11 protein-coding genes are annotated in these 16,888 nt (G+C 58.3%); 6 read left to right on the forward strand and 5 right to left on the reverse strand.

All coding sequences use genetic code 11. The features are described from left to right. Positions 1–75: 75 nt before the first annotated feature. Both malQ and malP read right to left on the reverse strand, forming a co-directional pair. The gene (gene malQ, locus ACR6AS_RS16065; protein ID WP_434162973.1) at positions 76–2,151 is read right to left on the reverse strand and encodes a 4-alpha-glucanotransferase; all 2,076 of its coding nucleotides are present in this window, start codon (positions 2,149–2,151) and stop codon (positions 76–78) included. A gap of 8 nt (positions 2,152–2,159) precedes the next feature. Next, positions 2,160–4,562 carry a maltodextrin phosphorylase gene (gene malP, locus ACR6AS_RS16070; RefSeq protein ID WP_434162975.1) on the reverse strand — a complete coding sequence of 801 codons (2,403 nt, stop codon included), beginning with the start codon at positions 4,560–4,562 and terminating at the stop codon, positions 2,160–2,162. 281 nt (positions 4,563–4,843) lie between these two features. Between malP and malT the strand changes: the two genes are divergently transcribed. From malT to yfiB, 4 genes are all read left to right on the forward strand, one after another. After that, entirely contained in the window at positions 4,844–7,546 is a 2,703-nt protein-coding gene (malT, locus tag ACR6AS_RS16075; protein WP_434162978.1) for an HTH-type transcriptional regulator MalT, read from the forward strand. A gap of 359 nt (positions 7,547–7,905) precedes the next feature. After that, positions 7,906–8,466, forward strand: coding sequence for a regulatory sequestration protein YfiR (gene yfiR / locus ACR6AS_RS16080; protein WP_434162981.1), 561 nt, complete (start codon positions 7,906–7,908; stop codon positions 8,464–8,466). Position 8,467: 1 nt separating this feature from the next. Beyond that, positions 8,468–9,673, forward strand: a complete 1,206-nt coding sequence (gene dgcN, locus ACR6AS_RS16085) for a diguanylate cyclase DgcN/YfiN (protein WP_111138461.1) — start codon at positions 8,468–8,470, stop codon at positions 9,671–9,673. Between the two features lie 2 nt (positions 9,674–9,675). After that, positions 9,676–10,149, forward strand: coding sequence for an outer membrane lipoprotein YfiB (yfiB, locus tag ACR6AS_RS16090; RefSeq protein WP_434162985.1), 474 nt, complete (start codon positions 9,676–9,678; stop codon positions 10,147–10,149). Between the two features lie 104 nt (positions 10,150–10,253). Here the strand turns inward: yfiB and ACR6AS_RS16095 are convergent, their stop codons facing one another. Then, positions 10,254–11,156, reverse strand: a complete 903-nt coding sequence (locus ACR6AS_RS16095; RefSeq protein WP_434162988.1) for a LysR family transcriptional regulator — start codon at positions 11,154–11,156, stop codon at positions 10,254–10,256. Positions 11,157–11,256: 100 nt separating this feature from the next. On the opposite strand from ACR6AS_RS16095, the gene ACR6AS_RS16100 reads away from it, so the two are divergent. Further along, positions 11,257–12,324, forward strand: coding sequence for an SDR family oxidoreductase (locus ACR6AS_RS16100; RefSeq protein WP_293772427.1), 1,068 nt, complete (start codon positions 11,257–11,259; stop codon positions 12,322–12,324). 77 nt (positions 12,325–12,401) lie between these two features. Beyond that, positions 12,402–13,058 (forward strand): SDR family oxidoreductase, encoded by a 657-nt coding sequence (locus ACR6AS_RS16105; protein WP_111138457.1) that lies wholly within the window; start codon positions 12,402–12,404, stop codon positions 13,056–13,058. A gap of 103 nt (positions 13,059–13,161) precedes the next feature. Here ACR6AS_RS16105 and fumA read toward each other — a convergent pair whose 3' ends face one another. Together fumA and ACR6AS_RS16115 are read right to left on the reverse strand one after the other, a co-directional pair. Next, entirely contained in the window at positions 13,162–14,808 is a 1,647-nt protein-coding gene (fumA, locus tag ACR6AS_RS16110; RefSeq protein WP_434162992.1) for a class I fumarate hydratase FumA, read from the reverse strand. 156 nt (positions 14,809–14,964) lie between these two features. Then, entirely contained in the window at positions 14,965–16,473 is a 1,509-nt protein-coding gene (locus tag ACR6AS_RS16115) for a DASS family sodium-coupled anion symporter (RefSeq protein WP_434162994.1), read from the reverse strand. Positions 16,474–16,888: the final 415 nt, after the last annotated feature.

Here is a 16,888-nt window from a genome sequence, read left to right on the forward strand (position 1 = left end):
GCTTCCCCGCCGCCGCCGGTGAAACCCGTTAACCGGCGGCGGGCGACGCAAACCTTGCCGCCCTCCTGATTCATTTTAGCTTCGCACCGACCGCTTACGCCTCACTGTCAGATCCCGCAGCAGCGAAGGCGTTTCGGGATCGCTGAACATCTCCTCTGTTGTGACACGCAGTTTCCGCCGCCAGTTCGGATATTCGTCGCTGGTGCCCGGAATGTTGACCGGTGAGGCCATATCCAGCCAGTCTTCCGGCTGCAATCCCAGCAGGGCGCTGTGACTGTCAGCCAGATAACGCTGCATCGCCCGGTTCAGCGCCCTGCTCATCCCGGTGCGGCGTGCATCGCGTCCGGCCCGTTTCGGCAGTGCGCCGACCCGGTGCAGGCTGTTCAGCAGCGCCTGTTTCGCCCGCAGGCGAACCTCATAGAGCCCGGCCAGCACCACTTTATCCGGATAAAGACCGAGCTGCGCGCCGGTGGTCAGGTCATCGCTCTGCCACCAGCCGCGCAGGGTCGGCAAATCGTGGGTGGTGGCGACAGCCATCGCCTGACGCGGCCAGTTCGCAGGCGCACGGAAGCCATCATCGCTGCTCTGTTCAAACCAGAGCACTTTGTAGGAGTAAACGCCGCCCTCACGCAACTTATCGACAATCGCCTCCGGCACGGTGCCAAGGTCTTCGCCAATCACCATGCAGCGATGACGCTGACTTTCCAGCGCCAGAATTGCCAGCAGGTCGTCGATGGGATAGTGGACATAGGCCCCGTGCATGGCGCTTTCACCGCTCGGGATCCACCACAGCCGCATCAGCGCCATGACATGGTCGATGCGCAGTGCGCCGCAGTGCCGCATGTTGGCGCGCAACAGGGCAATCCACGGCTCCCAGGCGCGCTGTCGCATCACCTGTGGGTCCATCGGCGGCAATCCCCAGTCCTGGCCGCGCGGGCCGAGAATATCGGGCGGTGCGCCGATGCTGGCATCAAGACAGTAGAGATCGCGTTCGCTCCATGTTTCTGCACCACCGCGGGCGACGCCGACAGCCAGGTCACGATAGAGTCCCGGCATCATCATCTGCTGCTGGCAGTCGTGCCAGCAGTCAGCAAACTGCTGCGCGGCGAGCCACTGTAGCCAGAGCCAGAAGCGAACCTGATCCTCATGCTCCCGCTGAAAACGCTGCACCGCCGGGCTGCCGGGGTGCTGCATCTCTTTCGGCCAGACCGGCCAGCCCCAGCGCTGACTGTCCTGCGCCATCTGATCGGCGTGCAGCGCATCAAACAGCGCCTGATGCTGCAGGCTTTCGCCGCCCTCGCGGATAAACGCATTAAACGCCTGCACGTCAGGATCGGTTACGGCGCGCCCGGTGAAGTGCGGCCACGCCAGGCGCAGCGCCGCCAGCTTCAGCCGGGTGACCGCAGCATAATCGACCCATTCGGCGGCGCGTGCCTGCGTCAGTGCCTGCTGCGTGTCCGGCTGCGCCCACCAGGCCTGCGCGGCGGGGCTCTGCCGGAAGTCCGCGACGGCATTAACATCGATGTAGAGAACGTTAAGCCAGCGGCGGGAAGAGGGGCTGTAAGGGCTGGCGCTCTCCGGGCTGGAGGGAAACAGCGCATGGATCGGATTGAGACCGACAAAGGCCCCGCCACGCGCGGCGATCTCCGGCAGCATCCGCCGCAGATCGCCAAAGTCGCCGATGCCCCAGTTCTCCGCCGAACGCAGAGTATAAAGCTGTACGCAGGCGCCCCACAGCGATTCGCCTGCCAGCAGCGCAGGCGGTTCGTAGCAGCGGGCCGGGGCGATAATGACGCGGCAGGACCACTGTTGCGCGTCCTGTTGCAGCGTCAGCTGATGATAGCCTTCGGGCAGCGGCGGCAGAGGCAGCGAATGACCGGGCTGGCAGCGCCCGGAGCTGATTTCGCCCGTCTCGCAGGTGAGATGCCAGTGGGCCTCCCGCTGCAGCTGAGGCGACAGACTCAGCGGGTCGCCGCTGCGCAAAATCACAGCCGGTGGCAGCGGTGTGTCGGGCTGGCCCGGCGGCTGCATGACCGCCAGCAGGCGCTGACGGGTGCGGGCCGGGATCGCCTGAGGCTTGCCGTGCGCATTGATATACTCTGCGGCAATACCCGCCCGCGAGTACGCATCCAGAATGGAATCTGTCTTCATGGCGTTCCTTAGCGTTTCGCTTGCCAGATGCGCTGCTGATAATCGCGGATGGCGCGATCGGAGCTGAACATACCACAGCGGGCGGTATTAAGGATGGCGGCTCGTGTCCAGGCCTCCTGATCGCTCCACATCGCCTCAACCTGCGCCTGCGCGGCCAGATAGGGCTGGAAGTCTGCCAGCACCAGATAGGGATCGCCCCCCTCTGGTCCGAGACTGTGCAGCATCGCGTCAAAGGCGCTGAGATCGCCCTGGCTGAAGGTGCCATCTTCCAGCGCCTGCAGTACCTGATTGAGCTGCGAATCTTTGCTGCGCCACAGTGTCGGGTCGTAGCCGCTCGCTTTCAGCGCCACCACCTGCTCCACGGTATGGCCGAAGATAAAGATGTTTTCACTACCCACCTGCTCCGCGATTTCCACGTTGGCACCATCAAGTGTGCCGATGGTCAGCGCACCATTCAGCGCCAGCTTCATATTGCCGGTGCCGGAGGCCTCTTTACCGGCGGTGGAAATCTGCTCGGAGAGATCGGCGGCCGGAATCAGTCGCTCAGCGACGGAGACGTTGTAGTCGGGAATGAACACCACTTTTAAGCGATCGCCAATGCGCGGATCCTGATTGATCACTTCTGCCACTTTATTAATGGCATAGATTATATTTTTCGCCAGCGCATAGCCCGGCGCGGCTTTGGCCCCAAACAGCACCACGCGCGGTGCGCGATTCGCCTGCGGGTCAGTAACCAGCGTCTGCCAGAGAGCGATGATGTGCAGCAGGCTCAGATGCTGGCGTTTGTACTCATGCAGGCGCTTGATCTGGACATCAAACAGCGCGGCAGGGTCGATGGCAATGCCGGTGCGCTGCCTGATCCAGCCCACCAGCGCCTCTTTATTCTGCTGCTTGATGGCACGGTACTCCGCCCGGAAGGCGGCATCATCCGCGAAGGTCTCCAGTCCCTGCAGCGCCGTCAGATCGTTGAGCCAGGGCTTTTGCAGCGTGCGGGTGATCAGTGCACTCAGCGCCGGGTTACATTGATTGATCCAGCGGCGTGGGGTGATGCCGTTGGTGACGTTATGGAACTTCTCCGGCCAGAGCTGGTGATATTCCGGGAAGAGATCCTGCACGACCAGTTTTGAGTGCAGCGCCGCGACGCCGTTAACTGCGAAACCGCTGGTGACGCAGAGGTTAGCCATCCGCAGCTGGTTGTTATGGACCAGCGCCAGCTTCGCCCATTTCGCCTCATCATCCGGCCAGCGCGCCATGACGGCAGTTTTCAGCTGCGCATTAAGCGTATTGATAATCATCATGTGGCGCGGCAGCAGGCTGCGTACCAGCCGCACATCCCAGCACTCCAGCGCCTCAGGCATCAGCGTGTGGTTGGTATAGGCAAAGGTCTGCTGGGTGATCTGCCACGCGCGATCCCAGCTCAGCTGATGCTCATCCAGCAGCAGGCGCATCAGCTCCGGAATCGCCAGCGTCGGATGGGTATCATTCAGCTGAATCACTTCGTGATCGGCCAGGGATTCGATGCTGCGTCCGGCCTGATGGTGGCGACGCAGGATATCAGCCAGCGCACAGGCGCACTGAAAATATTGCTGCATCAGACGCAGTTTTTTGCCGTTCTGATGATTGTCATTGGGGTAGAGCACTTTAGTCAGTTTTTCCGCATCAATGCCCTGTTGCTCTGCCCGCAGAAAGTCACCGTCGTTAAAGCGGCTGAGGTTGAAGGGCTGCGCATGTTTCGCCTGCCACAGGCGCAGAGGCTGACTGAGGCCATTCTGATAGCCGACCACCGGCAGATCCCAGGCTTCACCCACCAGCTCAAACGCCGGTTGCCATTGGGTCTGGCCCGCATGGGTCACAACTTTGCCGCCGAGTCCGACCCGCACATTCAGCGCAGCGTTATGGTTAAACCAGGAATAGCGGTCGCGCTGCCAGTCATCCGGCTCCTCAATCTGCGCACCCGCCTCGAAGTGCTGACGGAACAGCCCGTACTGATAGTTCAGGCCATAGCCTGTCGCGGGCTGTCCTACATTCGCCATGGAATCGAGAAAACAGGCGGCCAGTCGGCCCAGCCCCCCGTTGCCCAGCGCCGGGTCAGTCTCATTTTCCAGCACGTCGCTCAGTGAAATATCCCAGGCGGAAAGCGCCTCATTGACCGCATCGTACCAGCCCAGGTTCAGCAGGTTGTTGCCGGTCAGACGACCGATCAAAAACTCCATAGAGAGGTAGTTAACATGGCGCAGCGTGGCTGGCGCGGTGTGAGCGGGCTGTGACGCCAGCATATCGGCGAGCGCCCCGCTGAGCGCCTGCCACCACTGTTGCGGGGTCATCTCCTGCGCATCGCGCAGGCCAAAGCGCTGCCACTGACGGGTCAGGGCAGCATGAAACTGAGTCGGATTGAAATCGGGCTGTGTCATCGCGGAGGTCCTTTATAACGAAAAACAGGTCTATGTGGTGACAGTTTGCCCGGCGGAAAAACGTGCTTCCTCCTCCTGTGAGGAATAAGCGCAGGAGGATGGGGAGGGTGGAGAGGATGAGGCTTTTCCGAAATCGTCTGAGGAGTGTGATAAGGGGCGCTTTTGTAAAGTTTAAATAATGGGTTTGCTTGCATTCATCGGACGAAATGCTGAACCTGTGTAAGGAATAATTACGAAGCGTAAAATAATGATGCGCTCGACAAATGGAGAAACGCGCGCCCATGTTAATACCCGCCAAACTCAGCCGTCCGGTGCGTCTTGAAGGCACCGTGATCCGTGAGAGATTGCTGCAAAAGCTCACCGCGGCCGGAAATTACCGGCTGGTGCTGGTCACCAGTCCGGCAGGCTACGGCAAGACCACCCTGGTGTCACAGTGGGCGGCGGGGAAAAGCGATCTGGGCTGGGTTTCTTTAGATGAGGGCGATAATCAGCCGGAGCGCTTTGCCGACTACCTGATCGCTGCACTGCAGCAGGCGACTCACGGCGGCTGTCCGCGCAGTGAACTGCTGGCGCAGAAGCGGCAGTATGTCAATCTCAACGCCCTGTTTTCTCAGCTCTTTATCGAACTGGTAGAGTGGCAGCAGCCGCTGTGGCTGATCGTAGACGATTACCATCTGATCACTAATCCCGTTATCCACGATGCGATGCGCTTCTTCCTGCGCCATCAGCCCGACAATCTGACCCTGATACTGATGTCACGCAATCTGCCGCAGCTGGGGATTGCGAACCTGCGCGTGCGGGAGCAGCTGATCGAGCTGGGCAGTCAGCAGTTGGCCTTTACCCATCAGGAGGCGCAGCAGTTTTTTGACTGCCGCCTGGCGGCGCCGCTGGAAAGCGAAGAGAGCGGCCGGCTGTGTGACGATGTGGCGGGCTGGGCCACGGCGCTGCAACTCATTGTGCTGTCGGCACGGCAGGGGGCCAGTTCGGCGCAGCATTCGGCCCGTCGTCTCTCCGGTATCAACGCCAGCCATCTGGCCGATTATCTGGTGGAGGAGGTGCTGGATAATGTGGATCTGCCCACCCGCCATTTCTTACTGAAAACTGCCCTGCTGCGCTCGATGAATGATGAGCTGATCGCCTGCGTCACCGGTGAAGAGAACGGGCAGATGCGGCTGGAGGAGATCGAGCGGCAGGGGCTGTTTCTGCAGCGCATGGACGACTCCGGCCACTGGTTCAGCTACCATCCGCTGTTCGGCAATTTTCTGCGTCAGCGCTGTCAGTGGGAGCTGACGGCAGAGCTGCCCGCGCTGCATCGGGCCGCCGCCGAGAGCTGGATGGCGCAGGGCTTTCCGGGCGAGGCAATTCATCATGCGCTTGCCTCCGGCGATGCTTCGATGCTGCGGGATGTCCTGTTGAAGCACGCCTGGACGCTGTTTAATCAGAGCGAACTGCCGCTGCTGGAAAACTCCCTGAAAGCCCTGCCGTGGGAGATGCTGCTGGAGAACCCGATGCTGGTGCTGTTGCAGGCGTGGCTGATGCAGAGTCAGCATCGCTTCTCTGAAGTTGACAGCCTGCTGGCGCGGTTTGAACAGGCGAGCCGCTGTGAGATTGATGCGGCCCTGCGCGGTGAGTTTAATGCGCTGCGCGCCCAGGTGGCGATCAACGATGGCAATACTGAAGAGGCGGAGCGGCTGGCGAAAGTGGCACTCGATACGCTGCCCGCCAGCCGTCACTACAGCCGGATTGTGGCGACCTCGGTGCATGGCGAAGTGATGCACTGTAAAGGCGAGCTGGATGATTCACTGAAGCTGATGCGCCAGACCGAACAGATGGCGCGCCGCGACGAAGTGTGGCACTACGCGCTCTGGAGCCTGATTCAGCAGAGCGAAATCCTGTTTGCTCAGGGCTTCCTGCAGGCCGCCTATGAGAGCCAGAGCCGTGCCTTTGTGCTGGTCGACGAGCAGCATCTGGGGCAATTCCCGCTGCATGAGTTTCTGCTGCGTATCCGCGCGCAGCTGCTCTGGGCGTGGGGACGCCTGGAGGAGGCGGAGCAGGCGGCACGCGAAGGTATCAAAGTGCTGAACGGTTTCCAGCCGCAGCAGCAGATCCAGTGTCTGGGGCTGCTAGTGCAGTGTTCGCTGGCGCGCGGCAACCTCGATAATGCCCGCAGTTATCTGAACCGGCTGGAGAATCTGCTGAACAATGGCAACTGGCACAGCGACTGGATCGCCAATGCGGATAAAGTGCGGGTGATTTACTGGCAGATGACGGGCGACAGCCAGAATGCCCGTGACTGGATGCGGCAGACCCCTAAACCGGCCTTTGCCAACAACCACTTCCTGCAGGGCCAGTGGCGTAACATCGCCCGCGCGCAGATCCTGCTGGGTGACGTCAGTCAGGCGGAAGTGGTGCTGGAGGAGCTGAATGAGAACGCCCGTGCGCTGCGCCTGATGAGCGACCTGAATCGCAATCTGCTGCTGCTGAATCAGATCTACTGGCAGACCGATCGCAAAGCCGAGGCGCAGCGAGTCCTGATCGAGGCGCTGAAGCTGGCACGCAGCACCGGCTTTATCAGCCATTTCGTGATCGAAGGGGAGATGATGGCGCAGCAGCTCCGGCAGCTGATTCAGCTTAATACCCTGAACGAGCTGGACAGCCACCGCGCGCGGCGCATCCTGCTGGAGATTAATAAATATCACCGCCACAAGTTTGCTCATTTCGATGAAGGCTTTGTCAGCCGGTTACTCAACCATCCTGACGTGCCGGAGCTGATCCGCACCAGCCCGCTGACGCAGCGTGAGTGGCAGGTGCTGGGGCTGATCTATTCGGGCTACAGCAACGATCAGATCGCCGGCGAGCTGGCAGTGGCCTCGACCACGATCAAAACCCACATCCGCAACCTCTATCAGAAGCTGGGCGTCACCCATCGCAGCGAAGCAATGAATCAGGTGCAGTCGCTGCTGAAAATGATGGGCTATGTCTGAGTGCGCGAAGCGTAATGCGTGAATAGCTGACCTGTGCGGAGGCGTTGCTGATCCGCATTGTGTCAGTGCTGACACAGTAACCGTGCCCCCTCCCTGTTGACAAAGATCCCTTCATCGCTGAGCGGCCAGCTCGCGACGTAATGACCCTTAAAAACGCCTGTGAAGTGGGTGAATAGACCACAGCTTCATACACTGACGGCGATGAATGCCGCGTTTATTCCAGGATGAAAATGCCCTGAAAGTATAAGCAGGATAACTGATTGCTAAGAAAATTCTGTGTGCAAGGGTAACTGTCACTATGGTAAAATTTTCGCGCTAATTCAGCCCTTCTGCCGTGCGTAGTATTACTGGAATGCAGTATGACCGATAAATATTTCACTCATCCTGAAGCCGATGTGCTGCTTCTGCTGCGTCGTACCTGCCAGATCCTCTCTACGCTCCTTATTCTGTTCTTTATTCATCCGCATATTGCCCGCGCCGGAATAAAGGATGGCAACGCGAATCGTATCGTCAGCGGCATAATCAGTTTTACCCACTGGAACGGTTTAAATACGCCGCCTGAATTATGTGTTTTTACCTCAGCACACCATCTCTCATTACCGGAAAAAAGTGCCTCTGTGACCGCGACATTCACCACGGTCTATCTGACGGGGGTGGGTGACCTTGCTAAACATCGCTGTGACGCCATCTATTTCGGTGATGAGACGCCGCAACAGCAGGTGGATCTTATCAGGCAGTTTCAGGGGCGAGGAGTACTAACCTTTGCCGAGAATAATGCGGAATGCACCCTGGGTGCCGCTTTCTGCCTGATTTTTCAGCCAGGCCATACCCACTTTGCTGTTAATCTCGACTCCCTGGCCAGAAGCGGGGTCAGAGTGAGTCCGGATGTGCTGTTGCTCTCCCGCGAGGGAAAAAAATAAGATGAAATTCGATGAATCCCGGCACGATAAATCATCTATCCGCAATAAACTGCGGAAAATAAGCACCATCAATTCGGCGGTAATATTACTGCTCTGCTGGCTGCTGCTCTCATCGACGTCGCTCATTTTTATTAAACACTATGAGAAGTGTAACCTCGATCTGATCGGTTCGACCTTAAGCACGACCTTAACGGCGGCCACCGTCTTTGCCGACAGCGAGGATGCCCGCAGTAAAATCGAACGCTTTGGTAATGAGGGACTTTACGCTTCTGCAAAGCTGGTTACCCGGGATAATCTTGTTCTGGCCCAGTGGCACGCACAGCAGGAGGAGGCGGGCTGGTATTCGCGATTGCTGCGCGACTGGATTTATCGTAAGCCGCTTAACGTCGATATTATTCACGCTGACGTTGCCGTTGGCACCCTGACGCTGGAGGGCACCGTTACCGGCGCGAAGAGTTTCATTCAGTACTCCTTTATAATCCTCTCCATCGGGATGCTCTGCGTACTGATTATCTCGCTGCTGCTGAGCGAATTTCTGCATCGGGGGATGATCGCGACCCTGCGCACCATCACCAGTTCGATTCACTATGTCATTAACTCCGGTGATTTCTCCTGGCGTATTCCGGGCGGCCCCATCAGGGAGTTTCAGCTCTTTTCAGACGATCTCAACTCGCTGCTGAGGGAGATGCAATCCCTCAAGGCTTCGCTGATCCGAGACAATCGCTCGCTGGCCGCGCAGGCGCTGACCGATCCGCTGACCGGCCTCGCCAACCGCAGCGCCTTCTCCGCGCGCCTGACCCAGCTTCTGGCGTCACAGGCGCAACCGCGCTTTGCGCTGCTGTTTCTGGATGGCGATCGCTTCAAGAGCATCAACGATAACTGGGGCCATGCCGCCGGCGACGAGGTATTAAAAGCCATAGGGTCACGACTGCTGTCGCTGGCCGCAGAGTCGGATCTGGTTGCGCGATTAGGGGGAGATGAATTTGCCATGCTGGTCTGCAGCCGGACGAGTGAAGCGGCATTACAGTCGCTCATGCAGCGCATTCATGACGCTACCAAAGAGCCGATCCTGATTACAGAAGGCATGCCGGTTACGACCTCGGTAACCCTTGGCTACGCCTGGTCACAACCGGGTGAAACGATAGAGTCGATTCTCGAACGTGCCGACAGGGATATGTACAAAAACAAGCGAAAAAATAGGGCGTAAAGATGAAGAAAAACCTTTCCCTGCTGTTGCTTACTCTGACGCTGGCGGGCTGTCAGTCGAAAGAACGTTTCAGCGAGGCGCAAATCGCAGCGATGAGAAGTGCCGGATTCACTCAGAATATGGAAGGCTGGGGATTAGGCTTGTCCGATAAGATCCTGTTTGGGGTAAACGAGTCAGAACTGACGCCCGCCAGTAAACAGACTATTCAGGGGATGGCAAAAAACCTGGCCGCAACCGGGATTGAGCATGTCCGTATCGACGGGCACACGGATAATTACGGCAAGCCCGACTATAACCAGCAGCTGTCGCTGAAACGCGCAGAGGCCGTTGCCACGCAGTGGGCGGCAGGTGCGGCGATACCGCGTGAAAATATTGTCACCCGTGGACTGGGCATGCGCGCACCGGTCAGCAGCAACAACAGCGCACAGGGGCGCGCGCAGAACCGCCGCGTCGCTATCGTTATCACAGCACCCTGATAAGCTGTCGGCTGTCTCGTTAACCGCGCCGATCGCCTGATACTCCCCGGTCAGCGTTGGTTAGCCGGGAGGCGCAGCGTCGCCTCCCGCAGACGGGGCGAGTTTCAGCGGATCGCGAGTGCGGTCAGTGCCGACAGCAGCGCATCCACTTTGGGCAGAAACTGTTTGCGGCGTGGCCACACCACGCTCAGCGTCAGGCCGTCAGGCTGCAGATGCGGCAGGAGGATCTCCAGATCGCCCGCGTCGACGGCGCGCTGAATCAGCCAGGAGGGCATCTGCGCCACCCCTAGCCCCGCCAGCACCGCCTGGAACTGCGCATCCACATCGCCCAGCGCCAGCCGGTAGGGCACGTCACGCCAGTGCGGCTGACCATCTTCGGTGGTAAACAGCCAGGGTTTGCTGCTGCCATCCACCCGCTCATAAAGAATGGCGGGGTGTTTCAATAGTTCTGCTTCACTCTGCGGGCGTCCCTCGCGGTCCAGATAGGCGGGAGAGGCGCAGAACTGCATCTGCTCACGTCCCATATTACGCCAGCCCAGCGACGCGGGCAGATCCGGTGCGCCGCCAATCCGCACCGCCACATCGACACCCTCTTCAAACAGGTCAACGAACCGGTCTGACAGACTCATGCTGATCGCCAGTTCCGGATGCTGCTGGCAAAAGGGCACCAGCAGCGGCATAACGTTGAGGCGGCCATAGGTCGTCGGCACGGCAAGTTTCAGGCGGCCGGATGGAATAGTGCGCTGCGCTGCCAGCACCGCTTCCGCTTCGGCCAGATCCTCCAGAATACGCAGACAGGTCTGATAGTAGGCGCTGCCTGCATCGGTCAGGCTCAGGCTGCGGGTGGTGCGCTCCAGCAGCCTGGATCCCAGTCGCGCCTCAAGACGGCTGACGCTTTTACTGATTGCCGAACCGGTGACATGCAGGCGCTGGGCGGCGGCGGTAAAGCTGCCACATTCGACGCTGGCAACAAACGGCAAAATATCTTTAAGACGGTGATCGTGCATCGATTAATGAACTCAGGTTGAGAATGCTGTGAATAAATGCCAGAGATAAGAACTGAATTCTCTATTAGGCTTAGAATTACCCAAAACGAGGAGAAATCAAATGAAAAAGCACGCGTTAATTGTGGGCATCAGTGGTGTCATCGGCCGCGCACTGGCAGAAAAACTTCAGCAGGAGGGCTGGGAGGTCAGCGGCCTGTCACGCGGACGCGGTGCGGTGCCTGAGGGCGTGACCAGCCTGACCGCCGATCTGACGGACGCCGACGCCGTGCGTGAGGTTCTGAAATCGGAGAAACCGGATGCGCTGTTCTTCAGCGTCTGGGCGCGTCAGGAGACGGAAAAAGAGAACATTCGCGTCAACGGCGGCATGGTGCGCAACGTGATCGATGCGCTGAACGATCGCCTCAAAGGTTCGCACGTCGCGCTGGTGACCGGACTGAAACACTATCTGGGGCCGTTCGAAGCCTACGGTAAAGGTGCGGTACCGGTGACGCCGTTCCGTGAAGAGCAGGGCCGTCAGCCGGTCGATAACTTCTACTATGCGCAGGAAGATGAGCTGTTCGCTGGCGCAGAGAAATATGACTATCGCTGGAGCGTACATCGTCCTCACACCATCATCGGCTACGCCGTAGGTAATGCGATGAATATGGGGCAGACGCTGGCGGTCTACGCAACGCTGTGCAAAGAGAAGGGCTGGCCCTTTATCTTCCCCGGCTCGCCAGAGCAGTGGAATGGCGTGGTGGATATGACCGATGCCGGTCTGCTGGCTGAGCAGCTGCACTGGGCGGCCACCTCGCCTGACGCTGCTAACCAGGATTTCAACGCCGTCAATGGCGACGTGTTCCGCTGGAACTGGATGTGGCCAAAACTGGCTGACTACTTTGGTCTTGAAGCCGCAGCGTTCCCGGCGCAGATGATGCCGCTGGAAAACCGGATGGATGAGGCACCTGCTGCGTGGCAGGCGATTGCAGAGCAGCATCAGCTGCGTGAGGCCGATGTGACTAAACTGGCATCATGGTGGCACACCGACGCCGACCTGGGACGTCCGATGGAAGCCTTCACCGATATGAGCAAAAGCCGCAAGGCGGGCTTTACCGGTTATCGCAGCACGCTTGACTCCTTTATTCAGCTGTTCGATAAGCTGAAAGCGGAAAAAGTGATCCCGGAATAATCCCTGCAGGCGCCGGCACCTGTCTTGTTTCCGGCAGAGGCTATACTCAGGCACGAGATAAGAAAAGGGAGGAACCTATGGCAACATGTTTCATCATTGGCGCGGCGGGCAAGGTCGGCCGACAGCTTACCCGCCAGCTGAGCAGCCGCCACCATGCGGTCACGGCGCTGCATCGCAAACCGGAACAGGCTGAATCGCTGCAGGCGGCAGGCGCGAAGCCGGTGGAAGGGGATATTCAGCAGCTGGATGTCGCCGCGCTGGCTACGCTGATGACCGGGCACGATGTCGCTGTCTTTACGGCGGGCGCGGGCGGAGCGGGGATCGCGCTGACTAACGCCATCGATGGTGAAGGGCTGAAGCGGGCTGTAGCCGCTGCCACGCAGGCGGGCGTCTCGCGTTTTGTACTGGTTTCCGCCTTTCCCGATGCGGGCCGCGGTAAAACGCCGTCAGAGGGTTTCGAGAACTATATGCGGGTGAAACGCCTGGCCGATGCGGAGCTGGTGGCGAGCAGGCTGGAGTGGGTGATCCTGCGGCCAGGAACGCTGACTGACGACGCCGGTACGGGGCGGGTTCATGCCGATCTGGCGATTCCCTATGGTGAGATCCCGCGCGAAGATGTGGCGGCAACGCTGGTCGGGATAATTGAAAATCCGGCGATTAAGTATCAGATCATCGAACTGACAAAAGGTGATGAGCAGATCGACGCGGCGTTGCAGCGGTTACAGCGCGGCTAAAAGAGGAGTCAGAACGGCGCCAGTCTGGCTGCCGCTCACCGGCCAGAGTCTTTCCATAAAAAAGCCCCGAAACCGGGGCTTTTTTTCTGTCTGGCCGTCAGCGTTACTTGACGCATCTGGCGCAGTGCGCGCGCTCGATGTGCTGGAAGAAGTCATTGCCTTTGTCATCGACCAGGATAAAGGCAGGGAAGTTCTCCACCTCGATTTTCCAGATCGCTTCCATGCCCAGCTCAGGATACTCCACACACTCCAGGCTCTTGATGCTCTGCTGTGCCAGAACGGCGGCCGGACCGCCGATGCTGCCCAGGTAGAAACCGCCATGTTTCTGGCAGGCATCCGTCACCTGCTGGCTGCGGTTGCCTTTCGCGAGCATGATCTTGCTGCCGCCGTGAGCCTGCAGCAGATCCACGTAGGAGTCCATACGTCCTGCGGTGGTCGGGCCGAGTGAACCCGAGGCGTAGCCTTCTGGCGTCTTAGCCGGACCGGCGTAATAAACCGGGTGATCTTTGATGTACTGCGGTAAACCTTCACCGTTATCGATGCGCTCTTTGAGTTTGGCATGAGCAATATCACGCGCCACGATGATGGTGCCGGTCAGGGAGAGACGGGTAGAAACCGGATAGGCAGAGAGCTGCGCCAGGATCTCCTCCATCGGACGATTAAGATTGACCTGCAATACCTCGCCTTCACCCTGCTGACGCAGTGCTTCCGGGATCAGGCGGCCTGGATTGGATTCGAGTTTCTCAATCCAGATGCCTTCACGGTTAATCTTCGCTTTGATATTACGGTCAGCCGAGCAGGAGACGCCCATACCCACCGGACAGGATGCGCCATGACGCGGCAGACGGACAACGCGGATGTCGTGTGCGAAATATTTACCGCCAAACTGCGCGCCCAGGCCGAGCTGCTGCGCCGCTTCCAGCAGTTCCCGCTCCAGCTGGACGTCGCGGAACGCCTGACCATGCTCGTTGCCTTCGGTGGGCAGTCCGTCGTAATAGTGCGTCGAGGCGAGTTTAACCGTTTTCAGGGTGCTCTCTGCCGAGGTGCCGCCGATGACAAAGGCGATATGGTAAGGCGGGCAGGCGGCAGTGCCGAGCGTCCGCATCTTATCCACCAGATAATTTTTCAGCTTGCCCGGGCTGAGCAGCGCTTTGGTTTCCTGGTAGAGGTAGGTTTTGTTGGCAGAGCCGCCACCCTTGGCAATACAGAGGAACTTGTACTCATCGCCATCGACGCTGTAGAGGTCAATCTGCGCGGGCAGGTTGGTGCCGGTATTCACCTCTTTGTACATATCCAGCGCCGCGTTCTGCGAGTAACGCAGGTTCTCTTCGATATAGGTATTGTAGATACCCTGTGACAGCGCGGCTTCATCTCCGCCACCGGTCCAGACGCGCTGACCCTTTTTGCCCATAATGATCGCGGTGCCGGTATCCTGACAGGTCGGCAGCACGCCTCTGGCGGCAATTTCGGAGTTTCTCAGAAACTGCAGGGCGACATATTTGTCATTGTCGCTGGCTTCCGGGTCGTTGAGGATAGAGGCTACCTGCTGCTGGTGGGCCGGACGCAGCATAAAGGAGGCGTCATGAAACGCCTGCTGAGCGAGCAAGGTCAGTGCCTGAGGCGCAACTTTCAGGATCTCCTGCCCCTCAAACTCCGCGACAGAGACATGCTCGCGACTCAGCAGATAGTATTCGGTATCGTCGTGGGACAGCGGAAAGGGGTTCTGATAGACAAAAGGTTTGTTCGACATTTTTTCTCACTTACTGACTGGCTGAACCTCCGCGGGCAGGCTGCGGGGTGCAACATCATAGGCGAATGTATTGTTTATTATGCTTCCCCGCCGTGGCTACAGCGGGGAAGTGCAGGAATGGTATCTTATAACGCGTTGATCTGCATTTGGTATCCGTCAGAACATCCACACCATCCACGGATAGGCAATCAGCATCATGGATACCAGGAAGATAGCGCCGAAGATAGTACCCAGACGCCAGTAGTCTTTGGTTGGCAGATAGCCGCTGCCGTAGTAAATCGGACTTGGGCCCGTGCCGTAAGGGGTGATGATGCCCATCACACCCAGAGAGGTACATAACATCAGGCAGAAGACCGGCATGTTAATCCCCGGGATAGAGGCGGCGATGGTCAGCATGGCCGGTAACAGCGCGGTGGTATGCGCGGTGGTGCTGGCGAACAGGTAGTGCAGCAGGAAGAAGGCAATCAGCAGGACGACGGCTGAAACCTGCGGATCGTAACCCTGCAGCAGCATTCCCCCCTCTTTACCTAACCAGGTAATAAATCCGACGCGGGCTAAGCCGTCGGCCAGGGCCACCAGGGTCGCGAACCAGGCGAAGGTGTTCCAGGCCGGTTTGTTACTGGTGATGTCGTTCCAGTTCAGCACGCCGGTCCACAGCATCAGCACCACAACCAGCAGGGCTGCCAGCGCAGGTTCAATCCAGGCGGTGGCGAAAATCCACATCAGCAGCGCACAGACCACAAACACCAGCAGCAGGATCTCATTGCGGGTCAGACGGCCCAGTTTTTCCAGTTCGGCGATAGCCCATTTTGGCACTTCGTCGTTGATTTTGACTTCAGGCGGATAGAACCAGTAAGCCAGCAGCGGCATGGTCAGAATCAGCAGCAGGCCCAGCGGCAGGAAAGCCAGGAACCACATGCCCCATGAGATATCAAACCCGATGATGCTTTTCACCAGCGCCAGTGCCAGCAGGTTAGGGGCCAGCGCAGAGAGGAACATGGAGCTGGTGATACAGGCGGCGGTAATGGCGACCCACATCAGATAAGAGCCGATTTTTCGGGCGCTCGGGTCGTTGGGTTTAGAGCCATACAGCGGCGGCAGGTTGGCGATGATCGGGTAGATAGTGCCGCCACTGCGCGCGGTGTTTGATGGGGTAAACGGCGCCAGGAGCAGGTCAGCGAAGGTAATGGCATAGCCCAGCGTCAGGCTGCGACGCCCCAGATACTTCACCAGAATCAGGGCCAGGCGACGACCAAACTGCGTTTTGTCATAACCCGCGGCGAACATAAAGGCACCAAAGATCAGCCAGACGGTGGAGTTGCCAAAACCGCTTACCGCCCATTTAAAAGCCTCGCCGGCGGCTTTGAATTTCGGATTAGCCAGCTCTGCCGGGCTGAAAAGCAGGAACTGACTGAAGAGGGCGATAACGACAACCCCGGTCAGGCCAATCACCGCTCCCGGCAGCGGTTCAAAGATTAAACCGACGATGACCCCGACGAAGATGGCGAAGAAGTGCCAGGCGTAGGGTTCGAGTCCGGCGGGCGTGGGCACCAGTAACAGCAGTACGGCCACAATCACCGGTAAGGCAAGCATCAGGGCTTTCTTTCTGGCCACCGCCGCAGGTGAGGCTTTGGGCGGTTCGGTTACAGTTGAGAGTGTTTTCATAGTGTTTTATCTGCAAGTTAAGAAGAATACGATGTGCGCCCCGGACCTTCACGAATAACTTTCTTTTTTATTCTTAATAGTATGAATAAACCGCGATGCACGGATTTAGGTTAATCTGCTGACTGAGTATTGAGCACTTATTTTAGCGCCATGTAAATATGATGCGATTTTCTGAAATATGAATTTTGATCTAAATCAAAGAAATTAATTTATTATCGTCAGATTTTAACATTTATTTTTAATCTATATTCTGATGCACCCTCTTTCCGCCTTTTTGTGACGAAGATCTACAAATATCCTGAAGTCCTGCATCTCCGGGTTTCATGTAACTATCTGATAGGTTTTGTTTTATTTTTTATGTGAACGATGTGTTGATTTTTAGTTTCCATTGGTTAACAATCAATGGATCTTTACG

It is taken from the genome of Pantoea phosphatilytica (genome assembly GCF_051025615.1).
Classification (GTDB): domain Bacteria; phylum Pseudomonadota; class Gammaproteobacteria; order Enterobacterales; family Enterobacteriaceae; genus Pantoea.